This is a genomic window from Paenibacillus sp. V4I9 (genome assembly GCF_030817295.1).
In the GTDB taxonomy this organism is placed as follows: domain Bacteria; phylum Bacillota; class Bacilli; order Paenibacillales; family NBRC-103111; genus Paenibacillus_E.
In genome coordinates, this window is record NZ_JAUSZE010000001.1 from 3,578,175 (window position 1) to 3,594,164 (window position 15,990).

Below are 15,990 nucleotides of genomic sequence, written 5' to 3' on the forward strand. Positions count from 1 at the left end.
CTCCATTGGACCAATCATCCATCATGAAACTTCTGATAGTGATCTAGAGCCAGAGTCATCATTCCGTATATAGGCTCCTTATTCTTGTTTTCGATTTGTCCGGATGGCGCAAAAGAGTTGAATTCGTTCGTTACATATTCCCTCACAAACACATTGTTTTGAAGTACGCCGCCTTGCAAAATGATTTGAAAAGGTTGTCTATATAAATTTATTCGCTCAATAACTGCCTTAGCACAAGTAAATAATTGTTCGGCTGCTTGAATCATAATGGATTGAGCCACTTGATCGCCCTGCGATTGAGCTTGTGAGACGAGACTGGACAATTCAGCTACTTTTTCCACAGAATAACTCGAGTTGTATGTCCAATTAAACAAATCCTCGGGATCTTTCAGATCCAAATAAGGAAGAATATGCTCAGCCAACTTGTTGGGTGCCTCCCGTCCATCCATAGTTTTCAAAATGTGAATGATCGCTTGTTTACCGATCCAATACCCGCTTCCCTCATCCCCGACTCGGTGTCCCCACCCTCCTGCTCTGGCAACCACGCCTTGATCATTAACGCCATAGACGATGGATCCCGTTCCAGCAATCATAAGAATGCCTGGCTGACCATTCGTTGCCCCCAGTAACGCTGCGAAACCGTCATTTTCAATAATTAAACGTTTGGCACGTATACGTAAATGCTGCAGCGCCTCTTCGACCAACGCTAGGATGATCCTGCGGTCATATTCCGTATCCAAACCAGCGATCCCCAATGCGGCACAATCCGTTTCTAGTTCTGTTTCGCCAACCTCCCCATTCCCTACTAATTTACCGTCCTCCAAAGCATTTTGAATCGCATGGATAAGCTCCCTCACGGCTGCTTTTTTACCAACCCCCTGATAATTACAAGATCCTGATCTGCCCTGCCCTCGAATCTGACCATGCTCATCGAAGAAGTAACATAGGCTTTTTGTTCCTCCTCCGTCCACAGCAAGAAATGGAATCTTTTTTGCCGACATTATGGGTTCCCCCACTCCCTCATGACTTCATCCAAAATCTGCAGGACGGTTCGGCTTTTATGATCCGACTCTATTAACCATTGATCCAGAGCTATTTGTTCCTTACAACGTATCTGAATCATTCTATTCATCTCTTGGGGGCTTGGTCCTCCTGGCAAGGAGCGTATTTGAATAAAGTTCTCAGGGTCTAAAGCTTGTGCCAAGGTGTCTATATCCATCTTCAAATTACGACCGATGATCTCCTTAGCTGCTTCATTGACGAGTTCCCATGTAACTTCGTTCGCTGCTAACCCTTCCGACATTGCTCTCTTTACGACTGAACTTACGATATGGTGGGAGGTTCGGAAGGAGAGTTTGTCCGTTCTAACCAAGGTATCCGCCAGTTCGGTAACGGTAGCGAAACTACCTTCTGTCCGTTTACGAAGCACCTCTTTATTAACATCCATAGTCCCCACTACGACGGTTAGAAGTCGATAGATCTTGTCCATGAGTTCAAGAGATTTCCACGCGTAAGGCTGCATATCGTCTTCGGTATCAACAATATCGCCGAAAGGCGTATTATGCATCATCGCAAGCACTGAATCCGCGTTACCTACGCAGCTAGAAAGAAGTGCGCGCATGTGTTCTAGAGAAACAGGATTTCGCTTTTGCGGCATGATGGAACTGATCTGTACATAAGGACTGGCTACCTTGATAGCGGCGAACTCCTGTGTACACCAGAGCAATAAATCCTGAACGACTCGACCCAGGTTGATAGCTGCAAGTTTAATGGAAGTAGCAACCTCTCCCAAATAATCCGCTCCTCCAATCGCATCATAGGAATTCTCTACGAGCTCGTCGAAGGCTAGAAGCTCTTTCACTCGGTTCCGATTAATAGGAAAACCCGACGTTGTAAGCGCAGCAGCTCCCATACTACTGCGGTTGCAATTATTGTAAGCGGCCGTCATCCGGCGAATGTCTCTCGTAAGCGAGTCAACAACAGCCATGATGTAATGAGCCATGGTCGTTGGCTGCGCCTGCTGAGTATGTGTGTAGCCAAGCATCAACGTATGAATATGCTCCTCTGCGAATTGCAGAAGCTGCTTACGTAACAGTAAACCGGATTGCATCGTGACCAGAAGCTTCTCCCTAAGTACCATACGGTAAATAGTAACACCCATATCGTTACGGCTCTTCGCTAGATGCAAATTTCCCGCAACATCGCCTGCGTGCTGTTGCAGCTGGCTTTCCACCTGAAAGAATAAATCCTCAAACTCACCCGAATAACTAGAGTGGCGGAGAAGATCAAGGTCAAGATGTACAAGGGCTTTCGCAATCTGGCTTGCCTCATCCTGTGAAATCAACTGCTGCTCCTTCAACATGATCAAATGAGCCTTATTGATGGCCATCATGGCATCCAATAAGTGTTGCTTAGCTTCATTGTACGCAGGTTCTAGAACAGCTTCCGTATACGTTTTACCAGGAAATACCTTACCTTCACTTTCCATAATAGACTCACGATTTCCCATCCACTTGTTCACCTCCGTCTTTCATTACTGGTTTCTGTAACCAGTTTTCAAGTAATTGATGTAAGTTGGTGACTGCTTCCGCTATAATCCATTCCCCTGCTTCTAATGATGTCTGTTGGACATGCCCCGTGTAGCCATCCCATCCTGCTGGACTGCCTTCCACCAATACATAAGGTAGATTCGAAAGTGAATGATTTGCTGTTAGTTCTACGTCACTGTCACTTACATGAACCAAATCTGGACGAAATGCCTTGACAACCGACATTTCATAGGGACCTCCATGACCTCTGCCAGTTGTTCCTGTAAAGATGCCAGCTTCTTCCGCACTTTGCGTTGTTACCATTTGCCACCAGTTCACTAATAGAACACTAGCTTTCTTATGGGTTGCTGTAATGGCTTCTGCTACTGTTCTGGAAACACCCATATTCCCATCATGCGCGTTTAACAACAGCACATTTCGGATACCCAACTGACAGATCCCATCAACAATTTCATATAAATAATCGGTGATGACAGACGGACTCACTGAGATTGTTCCTGGATAATGATGGGTCTTTCCAGGACAAGCCGTATAAGGGATGACGGGATAAATGAGCGGCTTCAAAGCAGGATGGAGACGCTCAGCGAAACCATTCGCTAGAATGACATCAGTACCGAGTGGTGAGTGCGGCCCGTGATATTCGATTGATCCGAGCGGCACGACTGCAAAACGGACTTCTTCTAATACAGTTTGTAGATCACGACCGTGTACTTCCCTAATATCCATGGGCTTGATTCCCCCGTTTGGTAAATCGGGAGGCCCGTCTAGGCCTCCCTCTGTAGTTATTTCTATTGCTTTAAGCTGATCATGTTCACGAAGAGACGAATAGAACCAGGGACAAGGTTCGGAATTTCACGGTACCATACAAGCGAACTGTAGGTGTAGGTTCCCTTACCGTATTTAGCGCTTAGGAACGTTCCGGTAAATTCCTTCTCCCCTGCATCGCCGTTAGATATGAGCTGCGTGTACTCTTTGCCCCACACAGACGGGTTGTAAGCCGATCGATCTTGAATCCAATTGTTCCAATCTGCTTCTGTAATCTTATTTGGCGTCGTAAAGATTGGATGATCAGGCGCTAGCATCGTTACTTTGGAATTCTCATCTGTGACACGCCATTGAATTAATGGCTCCCCAATTTTTATCGGATAAGGGGCAAGTTCAGGTTTCCATTTATCTTCCGGCTTATGATATTGAACGACTAGATTTCCGCCATTTTCCACATAAGAGAGAAGTCTCTGATTGCTCGATAACAGCTCTGGACGGAAACCATATGCCCGAATGCCCAAAACAATCGTGTCATATTGAGATAAGTCAGCTGATTGGATCGCTTTATCGTCAAGTTTCGTTACGTTTACGCCAAATTGGGTTAAGTACTGATCAATATTGTCGAATCCACTGGATACATATCCCACTTTCAGACCTGTAGGCACCTTCAAATCAAATGCCTGAATCTTTAATTCTGCTGGCTGAATCAAATAGGTTTTGCCGATATGTGGATAGTCGATAATTTGTACGTTTTCCTTACTGGTAACATTACCGCTTGTTGCTACCGCTGTTACCGTATATTTGCCAACTGCTGTTCCAGCAGGAGCTTTGACTTGGAACGTAACCGGCTTCGTCTCACCTTTTGCAGCGAAATTCTCTTCTTGAGATGCAGGGGTTACATTCCAATCCTTAGGGACGTTCAAGGAAATGGACGTTTTGGCAGCGCCTGGCGAGTAGTTGCGAACCGTAACCTTGACCGGAAGAGGCTCTTCGGTCTTCAATGTGTTAAGTACCGTAGCCTCAGGGCTCAACGACATAGCGAAAGCCGGGAGTACAGCCACTTGATTCGATGGGGTAACACGTATTTTTCCTGAAACATTATTTAACTGATACAAGACATCCGCACTAACTACTGATGGTTGATATACTTGGAACTCAACGGCATTCTTAGGGACTTGAACCTCGAAAGTAGCAGAAACCGTCTGATTGTAGCTTAGCTGGTCAAACTTTGTGTTTCCGACAGCTTTCGCCGTCCAGCCCTCAGGCACATTCAGTTGGAGCCCAATATTTTTCAGGTTGTTCTTGCCGCCACTGTAAGCGGAGACGACCATTTTGACCGTTTGACCTGCAACGATTTCGCCGGTTTCCGGTTTTACCTTCACAACCAACGACGATGCTTCCATGCCTGCTTTATTCAATTGAGCATCCTTCACTTGGAGGCGATATAGCAAATCGGTCTTGACGCTTGCATCTAGTGACGATGCCTTCACATCGCTCACGGCAGTTTCTACATCCGCCTTCATTTCTTGTACCTCTCGCGCCACTTCAGAGAACACAGGGTATGCTTTAACGACTTCTTCCGCATCCTTATTTAGGGCTCGCAAATCTTTGATCACTTTGTTATCTTGGCCCTTCGCTTCTATTTCTTTAGCCAAATCGTCGAAGGAGAAAGCTATGCCATCGAAGAAATCATTCTCCTTTTCAGATTTAACCGATAAATTTAATTTGTAATAGTTGAAGCTCGAACCTTCATCAACATGTCTTCCCATCCCTTGGCTCTTATGCATAAAACGGGATTCTTCTCCCAATTGGACATAAGAAGCGCCGTAAATTTCGTCGTAATCTCCTACAGGTACAGCCACATTATAATCCTTATCATTGGCAGGAAGGTACAGCTTCTTTATTTGCCAAGGCTGTAGGCCATTTTTCAAATGTTCTGGAAACACCTCGGGGTTAGCTGCATCCTTGAACGCACGAACGGTTATGACGTTAATGGCCCGATGATGACCATGTGTCGATTCCTCGTTGAGGAAAGAAGGAATGACTACGTCTGGCCGCAACTCCCGGATTTTCCGAATAAGTCTTTCATAGACCACCGAATCTCCCCACTTTTGCAGTGTTTCATCGGGGCTTTTTGAAAAACCGAAGTCAAAAATTGGATCATTAATTTGCTCGCTTAACATACCCAACGTGACATTCGTGATTTTGGAAGCTTCCTGCAGTTCGCGTGAGCGAATAATGCCTAGCGCATTACCTAGTTCACTGCCGATCTCATTCTGGCCCCCTTCCCCACGGTTTGCAATGACACTTAACGTATTGACTCCTTTTCCTAATGAAAGATAGGCAAGCATAGCGCTATGCTCGTCGTCCGGGTGAGCTCCTGTATTCATAGCGCTCGCGATGGTTGTGAGAGGTTTAATCGATTTCCAGAGATCAATAACGCCTCTGTCGGCGCTGACCGGCTGCGCCATGCTAGGAAACAGCAAGGTACCTACAACGGCAACGCTAGTAATACTCGTAAACACTTTCTTCCAAGTACCTTTCTTCACTTTAACTCCTCCTTATTCACCTTTTATCATCAAGCAGCGGTCTTGAACCCTAGAAGTTCCCGCGGAATGATCAACCTTTACACAGCTGTACCCGCTTTGTCACCGGTCAATTTTTTAGAGATAAAGAGAACAATGATAATGAGGATGATCTGAAGCACGCCATAGGCGCAAGCGGTTCCGAATTCAAACGCATACATTCTTTGGAAAATTTCCACCGAAATCGGGGCTGTTCTAGATGTAAACAACAGAATCGATGATACGAATTCACCGATACCTGTTACGAAGGCCAATAAAGTTCCCGCTAAGATCCCACTAAGCGACAAGGGAAATACGATGCGACGAAAGCTGTACCACCAGGAAGCTCCCAGATTACGGGCTGCCTCTTCGATCGAAGGATCCATCTGCATAAGCGTAGCCGACGTTGAACGGAACACAAGTGGTAAATGACGCACAAAGTAGGCTAATGGCAAAATCCAGAACGTCCCCACAAGAACTTGCCCAAAACTATAGGCAGACGGTGTACTGAAAGCTGTAATTAAATTAATCCCTACAACCGTTCCTGGTAATGCCCAAGGGAGCATAATAAATACATCAAGCAATGTCTTCCCTTTAAATTTAAGGCGAACGATCGCATAAGCAGCAGCAACACCGAATATCACATTGCCAACCGTTGCAACAAAGCTCATTTTGAAGCTGTTCGCAATAGGGCGCCACGTTTTGCTGTCCGTAAACAATTCCACATAATGACTAAATGTATATTCTGGCGGTAGTATTTGTGTCGTCCATGTACCATCAGTGGAAAAGGATATGAGAATCAATACCAGAATAGGCAGGAGCAGAATGACGACGCCTATCGTGGAGAGGAACATAGCTGTATATTTCCCCCATGCACTCTTGACCTCGGTCCGATGGACACTAACTCCTTTGCTCAAGTTCTGGTAATTTCGCAAGCCTTGATACCAGCGCATAATGATGAGAAACAGGATGGAAACAATGGATAATAAGGTAGATTGCGTAGCTGCCATATCCAAATTCCCGTTTGTTCGGGATAAATAAATTTGCATCGTCATCGTTCTGTCGATTCCGAAGATGAGAGGAGCCGTATAAGAAGCCATGGCAATCATGAAGACAAGCAAGGACGAAGCCACGATAGCTGGAGTGAGCATGGGTAATATGATTCTCCGCCAGATATAAAGACGTCCGGCTCCAAGACTTGCAGCTGCTTCCTCCAGTGAGGGATCGAGCCCCTTGATCGCAGCGGAAGCGGTCATATAGAAATAGGTGTACATCGTAAAGGTGTGAACCATGAGAACACCCCATACACCTTTTAGCGAGAACGGCACGTGGTCCATCTCAAACCAAAGCTTGAGCGTCCGCGGAATAATACCGCTTTCTCCATATAGAAAAGTGAATGAAAGTACGCCTACTAGCGGTGGCAGCGCCATGGGCACCATGGCAAGAACTGTCAGGGCCTTGCGGCCAGGAAACTCATAGCGTTCCAATAGAAAAGCCATGGTAACTCCGACTATCGCGCATGTTACTACACTTAGAACGGAGATATACACACTGGTCCAGAGGGCTTCCAAATTGGCGGTATGCTCCAAGCTGAAGAACCGTCCATAATTTTTTAAAGTAAGATTACCTTCCATTTGAATGCTCTGAACAAAAGTCTGATACAGCGGGAAGAGAACATAGGCCAGCAGTATCAGAAACAAGGGAGCAATTAATACGTATACGAAATGAGGCGAAGAAGTGATGGATGGCCGTTTGGTCACAGGTTGATGAGATACTGGTTTCTTGAAGGTCATATTCTCATCCTCCGCCTATTCTAAAAAGTAAATGCTTTCCTTTGGTATATGCATCGCAAGTGTATCGTCACGCTGACGTACTTGATGTCCCTGATTGACGAACATCGCTTTCAAAGGCTTATCGGCTACATCTGTCAAATAATTGACATTCACCCCGGTGAATTCAGCGATGACAACTTTCGCTAGGAATGTGTTCTCCGATTGTGAAGATTCTGAATGTGCCTCGCGTACCGCCTCAGGACGAATAGAAAGAGTGGTTTGAGCGCCCACTGCCAGATGACAATTAGGTGCTGTATGATTCACCAACCCGCATAGAACTAGATCGGGTGAAACTCTGACATAGGCCAGATCTCCTTCTATTCGCTCCACGGTTCCGTTCCACAAATTAGACTCGCCTATAAAGGAAGCGACAAAACGATTAATAGGTCGGTTGTAAATTTCTTCCGGCCTTCCAACCTGCTGTACAACGCCGCCTTGCATGACCATGATCCGATCCGACATCGCCATGGCCTCAGCTTGATCATGCGTCACGTAAATGGTTGTAATGCCAGATTCAAGCTGCAGCCTTTTAATCTCCAAGCGTGTTTCTTCTCTCAGCTTGGCATCTAAGTTGGATAAAGGCTCATCTAGCAGTAAAATATTCGGTTCAATCACAAGTGCTCTGGCAAGCGCAACACGCTGCTGCTGTCCGCCAGATAATTGGTCAATTCGCCTATTTCCGTAACCCTGCAAATGTACTTGCTGTAACGCACGCTCAACTCTTTGGAGACGTTCTTCTTTGGGCCGTTTTCTAACTTGGAGACCAAAGGCCACATTCTCAAATACCGTCAGATGAGGAAATAAGGCATAGTTCTGAAACACCATTCCCGTATTGCGTTTGTGGGGCGGCACTGTCGTTACGTCTTGATTGCCAAATACGATACGCCCAGAGGTTGGATAGTAAAAGCCGGCAATCATTCTCAAAGTTGTTGTTTTTCCACATCCGCTAGGACCAAGGAAAGTAAAGAATTCGCCGGGCTTAATCCGAATATGCACATCCTGAACGCCCGATACTTTCCCAAATTGCTTGGTTACATGTTCTAGAGCGACTTCGATCACGTACAGTACCTCCCTTACTTTGAGTTCGGGCAGTGGAACTATCAGGTGCTACCTCTACCCGAACGGATGTTACGCTTATTTCGCGCCTTTTCCTTTAATGCTCTCATCCCAATACTGCATCCAATCTTTCTCTTTTTCAGCCATGACCGTCCAATCAATATTCATTGGTTTCAATTCAATGCCTTTCAACCAAGCTGGAAGTGAATCTTTGCTGATATCCGTACGCGTAGGGATCTGAAATAATTTCTCTGCCAGCTCTACACGAAGCTTCGAGTCGAAAAGAAATTCATAAAATTTCTTCGCCGCTTCTTTGTTCTTGGCATTTTTCACCATACCCACGCCGTCCACTAGGATAGGTGCCCCGCTCGTTGGATAAATAAAATCAAACGGCTGATTTTTCAAATGCTTCTGAATCATAATGTCCTGCAAGTTCCATAGCGAAAGTGTTCCTTCTTCACGGGCTAATTTTAAGTAAAGGTTGGTAGGATCCTGCGCATATTCCTTCGTGTTGGCATCCAGCTTCTTCAGCCAGTCATACCCTTTCTTAGGATCGGCGGCACCTTCCTTGAAGATCATGGCGGAATATATCGTTCTCATCGTTCCCGAAGCAAGCACGCCCCGAATAATGATTTTGCCTTTATATTTCGGATCAAGAAGTGCGTCCCAATCTTTAGGAGCGTCTTCTTGCTTAAGTGCTTTGGAATTGTACATGATCACTTCGGGCAGCAGCATTTCACCATACCAACGATCCTTAGCATCTTTGTACAAAGCTGGTATGCTGTCTGCGAAACTTGGCTTGAAGCTTTCCAAGAGATCTTCGTTCGCCGCAGTCATCAGACCAGATTGGGTGCCACCCCACCAGAAATCAGCTTGAGGATTGGCCTTTTCTCCCCGTACACGTTCCAGAATCTGCTGCGCTCCCATCGTTAATACCTCGACTTCAACTTCCGGATGCTTCGCATTGAATTTTGGAATAATTTCATCGACAACACTTTTATCTCTAGCCGTATAAATAACAAGCTTTTGCTTCTCTGCGGATTTAGGCGCCTCCGTAGCTGCCGGTTTGTCAGAAGGCTTCACCGTGGGTGCTTGACTAGCATTTCCAGAACTCGGCGTGGAGCCTCCGCAAGCTGTAATCACAACCATCATGATGCTGACTAGAGTGCCTACGAGCATTCTGGATATATTCCCCTTACTTGTTCTCATTCACATAACCTCCCGAAAGGTATATTTTGTTGGAATTTACTACGGGGAAAGCTTCTAGGACGCTGTGAATCGCCCCGATGATGCCTGCTTTGTAGCCTAAAGCCGCCAGCTTGATTTGGGGTACGTACGGAACCCATTCCATCAGCATACCTTGGATCTTCTCAACACCGCTTTCCTCGATGTCAATCATCTCCCCGCTTAAAATCAACAAATCTGGATCGAGTATACTGACCATATTCGCGATTCCGTAGGCCCAGTGTCTGTAGATGTCATTTAATAATCGCCCTGCCTCTATATGCCCATCTTCCGTATGGCGAATTAGTTGTTTAATCACACCCAGCTCTTCTACAAAGGAAGGCAGCACTTTTCTGGCTTTCTCTTGGATGACTGGGACGGAGTAATTCCTTTCAAAAACGCCATATTCACCCCGGTTCAGCTTCTTTGCCTGACCCACCATCATATATCCGATCTCTCCGGATGCTTCACGCGAGCCTCTATAAAATTGCCGATCTAGGATAATACCCGCACCGATTCCCGTCCCTACATACATATAAATCTGATTCTTAACTCCGTTACCGACACCCTTATGAAACTCCCCTAATGTCATCAAATTAACGTCATTATCAATCACAACAGGCAGACCTAATCGCTCTTCGATCTCCTGTTTCACCGGTAAACCCATCCATCCTGTGCTTGGCGCATAACTCACGGTTCCATCGCGACGCTGTGTAATTCCGGGTAAACCTAAGCCAACACCTAGTAAGCGAGATTTCTCGAACCCGCTCTTGCTAAGCAAAGTCTGTAGACCCGATTCCAGACAACGAATGGCCATAGCTCCATTAGTTGGTTGCTGCAAGCGAAAGTTGTAATCAACTAACAAATCTCCACTTAGATCAGCGATAGACATATACAGCGTACTGCCCTCAAAAATGGCCCCAACTACTCCATAAGCTTGAAAATTATATTCAAGCAGGATCGGCTTCCTTCCGCCCTTGGACTCACCTACACCAACTTCATGGATTAGCCCTTCCTTCATCATTTCATCGACCAGCGCAGATACACATGGACGGCTTAGCTCCGTTAGCTTCGCCAAATCTGCTCTGGAAACCCGCTTATTTTCCCGAAGCTTACGCAGGATCTCCTGTCTGTTCAATTGTTTTACGAGCTTGCTATTTCCAGTTTGATTGCGACCAAGCACCTTGATCACCCCCTTTGATAGTTAGAATGACTAACAAAGTTTTCTAATACGATACTTATTATGAACTTTCTGAATTAAGTACAACTTCATTTAAAAATGAGATCGTAATCATCTATCCGCGCATGAATGGAAAAAAGACTGCCATCTGGCAGTCCTTCTGAATTTGAAACCCTCTTTCTAAAATAACGTAATAAATCAATAACAAAAATTATTTCCTGCCAGCAAAATACAGATAAAGGAGAGATGCTAACATGAAAAAATGGATGTTACTATTATTAATTCTTTCAACTATGGTGTTGAGTGCGTGTTCTCTATTAGAGGGAGCAAATAACTCGATAGACTATGTAAATCAAGCTACGCAACACATTAATAAATTGAGTAATTTTGCAGAACAAGCACCGCAAATGATAAAAGATGCCGCTTCGAACCCAGAAACAAAACAGGAACTTGAAAATCAATTAAACGAATTAAAAAAGGAAATAGAACAATTTAATCTGAAAAGTGTACCTTCATTTGCAAAGGATATTCATCAACAATTGGTTAACAAAAACGAAGTATTATTACAAGAGATAAATAAAGTGGTAGAGAATGGTCATTTGGCACTGGATAAACTTCAAAATTCACAAATCTTAACTACAATTAATGATATAACAGGCTTAATCAATCGAATTAAAAATTTAGGCGCGTAAGTTCTTATAATTGACGAATCATGTGTACTTGTTCCACAAATGTAGTAAATCCTAAACGCTCTAATAATCCAATGAGCTCCTTGTTGGAATCTCTTATGTTCATGGTTATACGCTTACAAGAGGAAGACAAAGGTGCGTATACTACACTTAATGCTGCTCTGAGGATATCTTCTGCATCTACCCGGCCCGGAATCGATTCACATTGGTAAAGAGCGACGGTTGCCAGGTTACCGTCTTCTCCGAAAATACGTTTATAAAGTGCGTAGCCAACTATCTCATCTCCTTCATCGGAGACGATTATACATTCCCCATCTTTCATACTGGCCCATTGTGTTTGCCACGCTGACAAATGTCTGTAGAATGACAGTCCTTTGACTTCAACAAGCAGTCCTCGTTTCGTAACATATCGCCTAGGAGAGTTTGACTGCAGGAGACTTGCGTCCAAAGCCTCTGTATGTTGTAAACTGATTAGCTGCTCGGTAATACCATAGCCGACACTTTGATAGAGCTTTATCGCAGCTTTGTTTTGAATGAGTGCCTCCAGTAAGGCGATATCCACACCTTGTTCACGATACAACTGGAGGTTTCTTTTCATCAGTATTTTTCCGATCCCTTTGCCCCTTTGTTCAGGCGCAATGCCAGTGCCCCCGTTCCAGGCCACTCTCTTTCCTTCTATGCCACGGAACCCATTCATCACGAAGCCAATAGGGGCACTATTTTCATACATGACTAAGGAATGCTCTAGTGAGAGGCCTTCGTTGACAGTTCTTGAAAGAAATTTGTCCAAGCTCAGTGTACTATTTATGAAATATCCTTCGAATCCCTTATTCCATAACGAAACCATGTCTTCAGCCGACAATTCGCTCATTTTTTTGAAAATCATAATCCTCTACCTCCATAGTGAGCTATCCTATGATATAGCGGAATACCTTCTTTTCCATCTCATTAATCATGGACTTATAGTCGGTTTCCTCACCGCTAAGCATAAATTGCAGAGTAAGGCCATCCCTAACTGACCAGAATAAAAGGGAAGCTGCCGCAATATCAAGATCGGAACGGAACTCGCCAGTCTTTATGCCACCCTCCATAATTTCCTGCATGAACAATAAAGCCTTACTCGCATACTGGTTCCATCGTTCCGTTAATTCCGGTTGGCGTGCTGCATACAGCATAAACTCCAAATGAAAGGCTAGCCATTTGCGCAGCTCGTCAAGCGATTGTTGACGGAATCGGTCAAACATATAGCGGATTTGATCCGCCGCACTTGGCATATTTTTGAAATGTTCACTGGAGTTCTCCACCATCGCATTCATTTTATCGTCAGCCATTTGGATATACATCTCTTCTTTACTGGAAAAATAACTGTAAATAGCGCCTTAGCTCATCCCCAAATGACGTACGATATCATCAATAGTCGTAGCTTGAAATCCTTTTTCAATAAAGCAATGGGAGCGCTCCCTCAAGAATTATTACTGCCCTTTTTTCTTCTTTATAAGCTTGCGTAACTTTAGGTGACATTCAGCATTATTATTCCATATCATGCCAACTGTCAAGAAATAAAAAAAGGAGCCTTTCGGCTCCGATCAGTTCACATTTGTTTTAATACGTATTATAAATATTTTCGCACTCTTTTCCTAATGGTTGATAGAAGCAATGCTTTTTATAACGCCCTACTAAAGGCTGATTATACCATGTAGGAGGGCAATCACCTGGAGGTCTGAAATACCACAGACTGAATTTTGCAGGCCAAAGTCTCTCTCCATCGATCGACCTTTTAGCAAGCCGTTTTTCCCGTTCTCTCGGTTTTTGATAAAAGTATCCGTGTAGGTAGCTTCAAAAGCATGTGCCTGCAACCATCATCATTCCCGGTTCGCCTTCACCTTCGGCTTCAGCACGAAGCAGCCTTGCCAAAAGAGCAACATCCTGTTCTCTGGCTTTAACAACTGCCATATTTTCACCTCTACTAGTTTCTATCTTATTTCGTTGCAAGGGAATTTAAAATAATAAATGATCCATAGTCATTTGATAGTGTAATGTATGTTTTATTGGCCTAATTAGTTAAGGGCGGAATTTTAATGGCAAAAAACCTTAAAGCTCTAGGCTTCAAGGTTTTTTGGATGATTTAACTTGTACAGAATTCATACCATTTCCCCTACAGTTTCGCCACTATGTCCCGTAAAAAAGCGATGGACCGCTGCACGTCCTCAGTCATCGTGCGCACAGGATTCGTTTCCGGCGGATGCCATAGCTCGAGCGCTATCCAACCGACATAGTTTACATGGGCTGCCGCTTCTATTAAGGCACGCATGTCAATTTCCCCTTCGATCACATCCTCCACCGGAACGCGTCCACGCTGATTGCGCAGGTGAAATGCTTTGATGCGTTCAGGATATGAGCGCACCCAAGCAACCGGATCACAGCCTGCAACATGCGCCCAGCCCGTATCAACGCAAAGGCCAACAGCTTTGTCAGCGAACTGAATGACAGAGCGCAAATCAGCCTCGGCATTATGCCGATCCGCCGCATGATTGTGCAGGGAGAGCTGCAGTCCAAATGGACTTAGCTTGTCAGCAAGACGAGACAAGTTGTCCCCTTGACGCTGGACAAGTTCCTCCGGCTTTGGCAGCGGATTCTTCCAGCCGCCGTAAGGGTCAGCGTTGACGAGAAGATCAGTACCACCTGCAGCTGCGAGCCGTTCTGCGTAAGGAAGAACTTCCGTTTCGAGGTCTGCATAATCGCCATGAAGCGAAAGACCGAGGTAGGAGGCAGAAACAGTTAGTCCGTAAGCACGGACAAGTGCCAGCTTCTCAGGCGTTGCATCTGTCTCGACAGCGTCAAGACCCGCTTCAGCGCACGCACGGTACAGATCGTCCCATACTGGCTCCTTTCCATCTGACTTCCATCGTTCAAACCAACCATACATGTTGCTCGAATAGCCGCGAATATTCATTCAGAAGCCCCCCTTGAATTCTGTTGCCGGTGCTACAGTCACAAACTGCTTTTCTCCGGAATCAGCACATTTATATAAGGCGCCAATACATAGGAAATGATCGACGGCTCTCCGACCTTCGTTCGCATGTGTTGGCAAGGCGTTTACTTGGTTATAGAAATGTACTAGCGGGTGATCCATGACGGTGTAAGGTCCGCGAGGCCCCGGATCTACAATCTCTTCCACAACAACCCATCACGGTCTTTCCTTAAAAAAACCGGTTGACGCGAATCGAATGGCGTCCAGCGCAAAGCGCCGAGTGTGCCTTCGATTTCGCCAATAAACTGCTCGCTCCCGTGCGTGCACGTGCCTCTTTCGTAATTAATAGCGATTGGAAGGGCATTCGAGCGAGAACGAAACGTCAATTGCGCACCCACATGGTGCTCAACATCGTACACGACATCTTGAGGATCCGCGGCTGTTTGGGGCTTCGCCATCCAAGCGCTGCTGACCTCAATTTCAGCAGGATCCAGCACATCGATTAGGGTAGCGAAATCGTAGGGTCCCCAGTCCATGAGAATGCCGCCGCCACTCTTGCTTTTGTCAAGAAACCATCGACTTGCTGGTTGGTACTCGACTCCTGCACGGCTGCGCGTCCATTTGTTAACGAATGTTGCGTGGTAGATATTGCCAAGCGCGCCAGATCGTATGACATTCTTAACCGCTTCGTTATGCAGCATGCCCTTATAACGTACACTGCAGCAGCCAAGCAGCTTTCCTTCTGCTTCTGCCAAAAGAAGCATCTCTTCCGCCTCTTCATCGTTCATTGCGAACGGCTTCTCACATAGCGTATGCCGACCTGATTTCAACGCAAGACGCGCCCCCTCCAAGTGGGCAAATGGAGGCGTAGCCACGATCACGATATCATCGTCAAGCGGCGTTTCGGAGGATAGCATTTGATCGGCATCCGCAAATGTACTGCTTTCTGGATAGCTGCTTAGAAATGACTTTAGCGCTTCCGCATTCGGATCGGCTACCCGAAGCCGGGCAGCTTGTGGAAGCTTGGCCGCTGCCTCCGCATGCGTACGTGCTATGACACCTGCTCCAATTAAGTACAATCGCATAAAGGTTACCTCCAATTTCGAATATGACCCTAATGTATCACATCACGAAATCGCGATTCTCTTCAAAATGCGCAA

At 45.5% G+C, this 15,990-nt stretch carries 15 protein-coding genes and 1 pseudogene; 1 reads left to right on the forward strand and 15 read right to left on the reverse strand.

The features are described 5' to 3' along the window. Positions 1-14: 14 nt before the first annotated feature. The 8 genes from QFZ81_RS16700 to QFZ81_RS16735 all read right to left on the reverse strand — a co-directional run bounded on the left by QFZ81_RS16700 (position 15) and on the right by QFZ81_RS16735 (position 11,173). The gene (locus QFZ81_RS16700) at positions 15-1,001 is read right to left on the reverse strand and encodes an N-acetylglucosamine kinase (protein WP_307603641.1); all 987 of its coding nucleotides are present in this window, start codon (positions 999-1,001) and stop codon (positions 15-17) included. Further along, positions 1,001-2,509 carry an argininosuccinate lyase gene (argH, locus tag QFZ81_RS16705; RefSeq protein ID WP_307603644.1) on the reverse strand — a complete coding sequence of 503 codons (1,509 nt, stop codon included), beginning with the start codon at positions 2,507-2,509 and terminating at the stop codon, positions 1,001-1,003. The genes QFZ81_RS16700 and argH overlap by 1 nt, the downstream gene beginning before the upstream one ends. Next, positions 2,496-3,275 (reverse strand): creatininase family protein, encoded by a 780-nt coding sequence (locus QFZ81_RS16710; RefSeq protein ID WP_307603646.1) that lies wholly within the window; start codon positions 3,273-3,275, stop codon positions 2,496-2,498. The genes argH and QFZ81_RS16710 overlap by 14 nt, the downstream gene beginning before the upstream one ends. Before the next feature lie 62 nt (positions 3,276-3,337). Further along, the gene (locus QFZ81_RS16715) at positions 3,338-5,863 is read right to left on the reverse strand and encodes an NEW3 domain-containing protein (protein ID WP_307603648.1); all 2,526 of its coding nucleotides are present in this window, start codon (positions 5,861-5,863) and stop codon (positions 3,338-3,340) included. A gap of 77 nt (positions 5,864-5,940) precedes the next feature. Next, positions 5,941-7,671: an ABC transporter permease gene (locus tag QFZ81_RS16720; protein WP_307442525.1), complete on the reverse strand. Its 1,731-nt coding sequence runs from the start codon at positions 7,669-7,671 to the stop codon at positions 5,941-5,943. A gap of 15 nt (positions 7,672-7,686) precedes the next feature. Then, positions 7,687-8,769, reverse strand: a complete 1,083-nt coding sequence (locus QFZ81_RS16725) for an ABC transporter ATP-binding protein (protein WP_307603650.1) — start codon at positions 8,767-8,769, stop codon at positions 7,687-7,689. Positions 8,770-8,844: 75 nt separating this feature from the next. Beyond that, the gene (locus tag QFZ81_RS16730) at positions 8,845-9,975 is read right to left on the reverse strand and encodes an extracellular solute-binding protein (RefSeq protein ID WP_307442522.1); all 1,131 of its coding nucleotides are present in this window, start codon (positions 9,973-9,975) and stop codon (positions 8,845-8,847) included. Continuing rightward, on the reverse strand, positions 9,962-11,173 hold the full coding sequence (locus QFZ81_RS16735; protein WP_307603652.1) for an ROK family transcriptional regulator: 1,212 nt from the start codon (positions 11,171-11,173) through the stop codon (positions 9,962-9,964). The genes QFZ81_RS16730 and QFZ81_RS16735 overlap by 14 nt, the downstream gene beginning before the upstream one ends. Positions 11,174-11,424: 251 nt before the next feature. Between QFZ81_RS16735 and QFZ81_RS16740 the strand changes: the two genes are divergently transcribed. Continuing rightward, positions 11,425-11,862, forward strand: coding sequence for a DUF6376 family protein (locus QFZ81_RS16740; RefSeq protein ID WP_307603654.1), 438 nt, complete (start codon positions 11,425-11,427; stop codon positions 11,860-11,862). A gap of 4 nt (positions 11,863-11,866) precedes the next feature. Here QFZ81_RS16740 and QFZ81_RS16745 read toward each other — a convergent pair whose 3' ends face one another. The 7 genes and pseudogenes from QFZ81_RS16745 to QFZ81_RS16770 all read right to left on the reverse strand — a co-directional run bounded on the left by QFZ81_RS16745 (position 11,867) and on the right by QFZ81_RS16770 (position 15,915). After that, positions 11,867-12,745, reverse strand: a complete 879-nt coding sequence (locus tag QFZ81_RS16745; protein ID WP_307603656.1) for a GNAT family N-acetyltransferase — start codon at positions 12,743-12,745, stop codon at positions 11,867-11,869. Between the two features lie 22 nt (positions 12,746-12,767). Then, positions 12,768-13,190 carry a TetR family transcriptional regulator C-terminal domain-containing protein gene (locus QFZ81_RS16750; RefSeq protein ID WP_307603657.1) on the reverse strand — a complete coding sequence of 141 codons (423 nt, stop codon included), beginning with the start codon at positions 13,188-13,190 and terminating at the stop codon, positions 12,768-12,770. Between the two features lie 48 nt (positions 13,191-13,238). Next, entirely contained in the window at positions 13,239-13,325 is an 87-nt protein-coding gene (locus QFZ81_RS37400; RefSeq protein WP_373463778.1) for a TetR family transcriptional regulator, read from the reverse strand. A 136-nt stretch (positions 13,326-13,461) separates the two neighbouring features. After that, a pseudogene (locus QFZ81_RS16755) lies at positions 13,462-13,812 on the reverse strand (cell wall hydrolase). Between the two features lie 202 nt (positions 13,813-14,014). Next, complete coding sequence (locus QFZ81_RS16760) at positions 14,015-14,812, reverse strand: sugar phosphate isomerase/epimerase family protein (RefSeq protein ID WP_307603659.1); 798 nt, start codon at positions 14,810-14,812, stop codon at positions 14,015-14,017. Continuing rightward, positions 14,813-15,037: a hypothetical protein gene (locus QFZ81_RS16765; RefSeq protein WP_307603661.1), complete on the reverse strand. Its 225-nt coding sequence runs from the start codon at positions 15,035-15,037 to the stop codon at positions 14,813-14,815. Further along, positions 15,022-15,915 (reverse strand): Gfo/Idh/MocA family protein, encoded by an 894-nt coding sequence (locus QFZ81_RS16770; protein WP_307603664.1) that lies wholly within the window; start codon positions 15,913-15,915, stop codon positions 15,022-15,024. Before QFZ81_RS16770 ends, QFZ81_RS16765 begins: the two co-directional genes overlap by 16 nt. Positions 15,916-15,990: the final 75 nt, after the last annotated feature.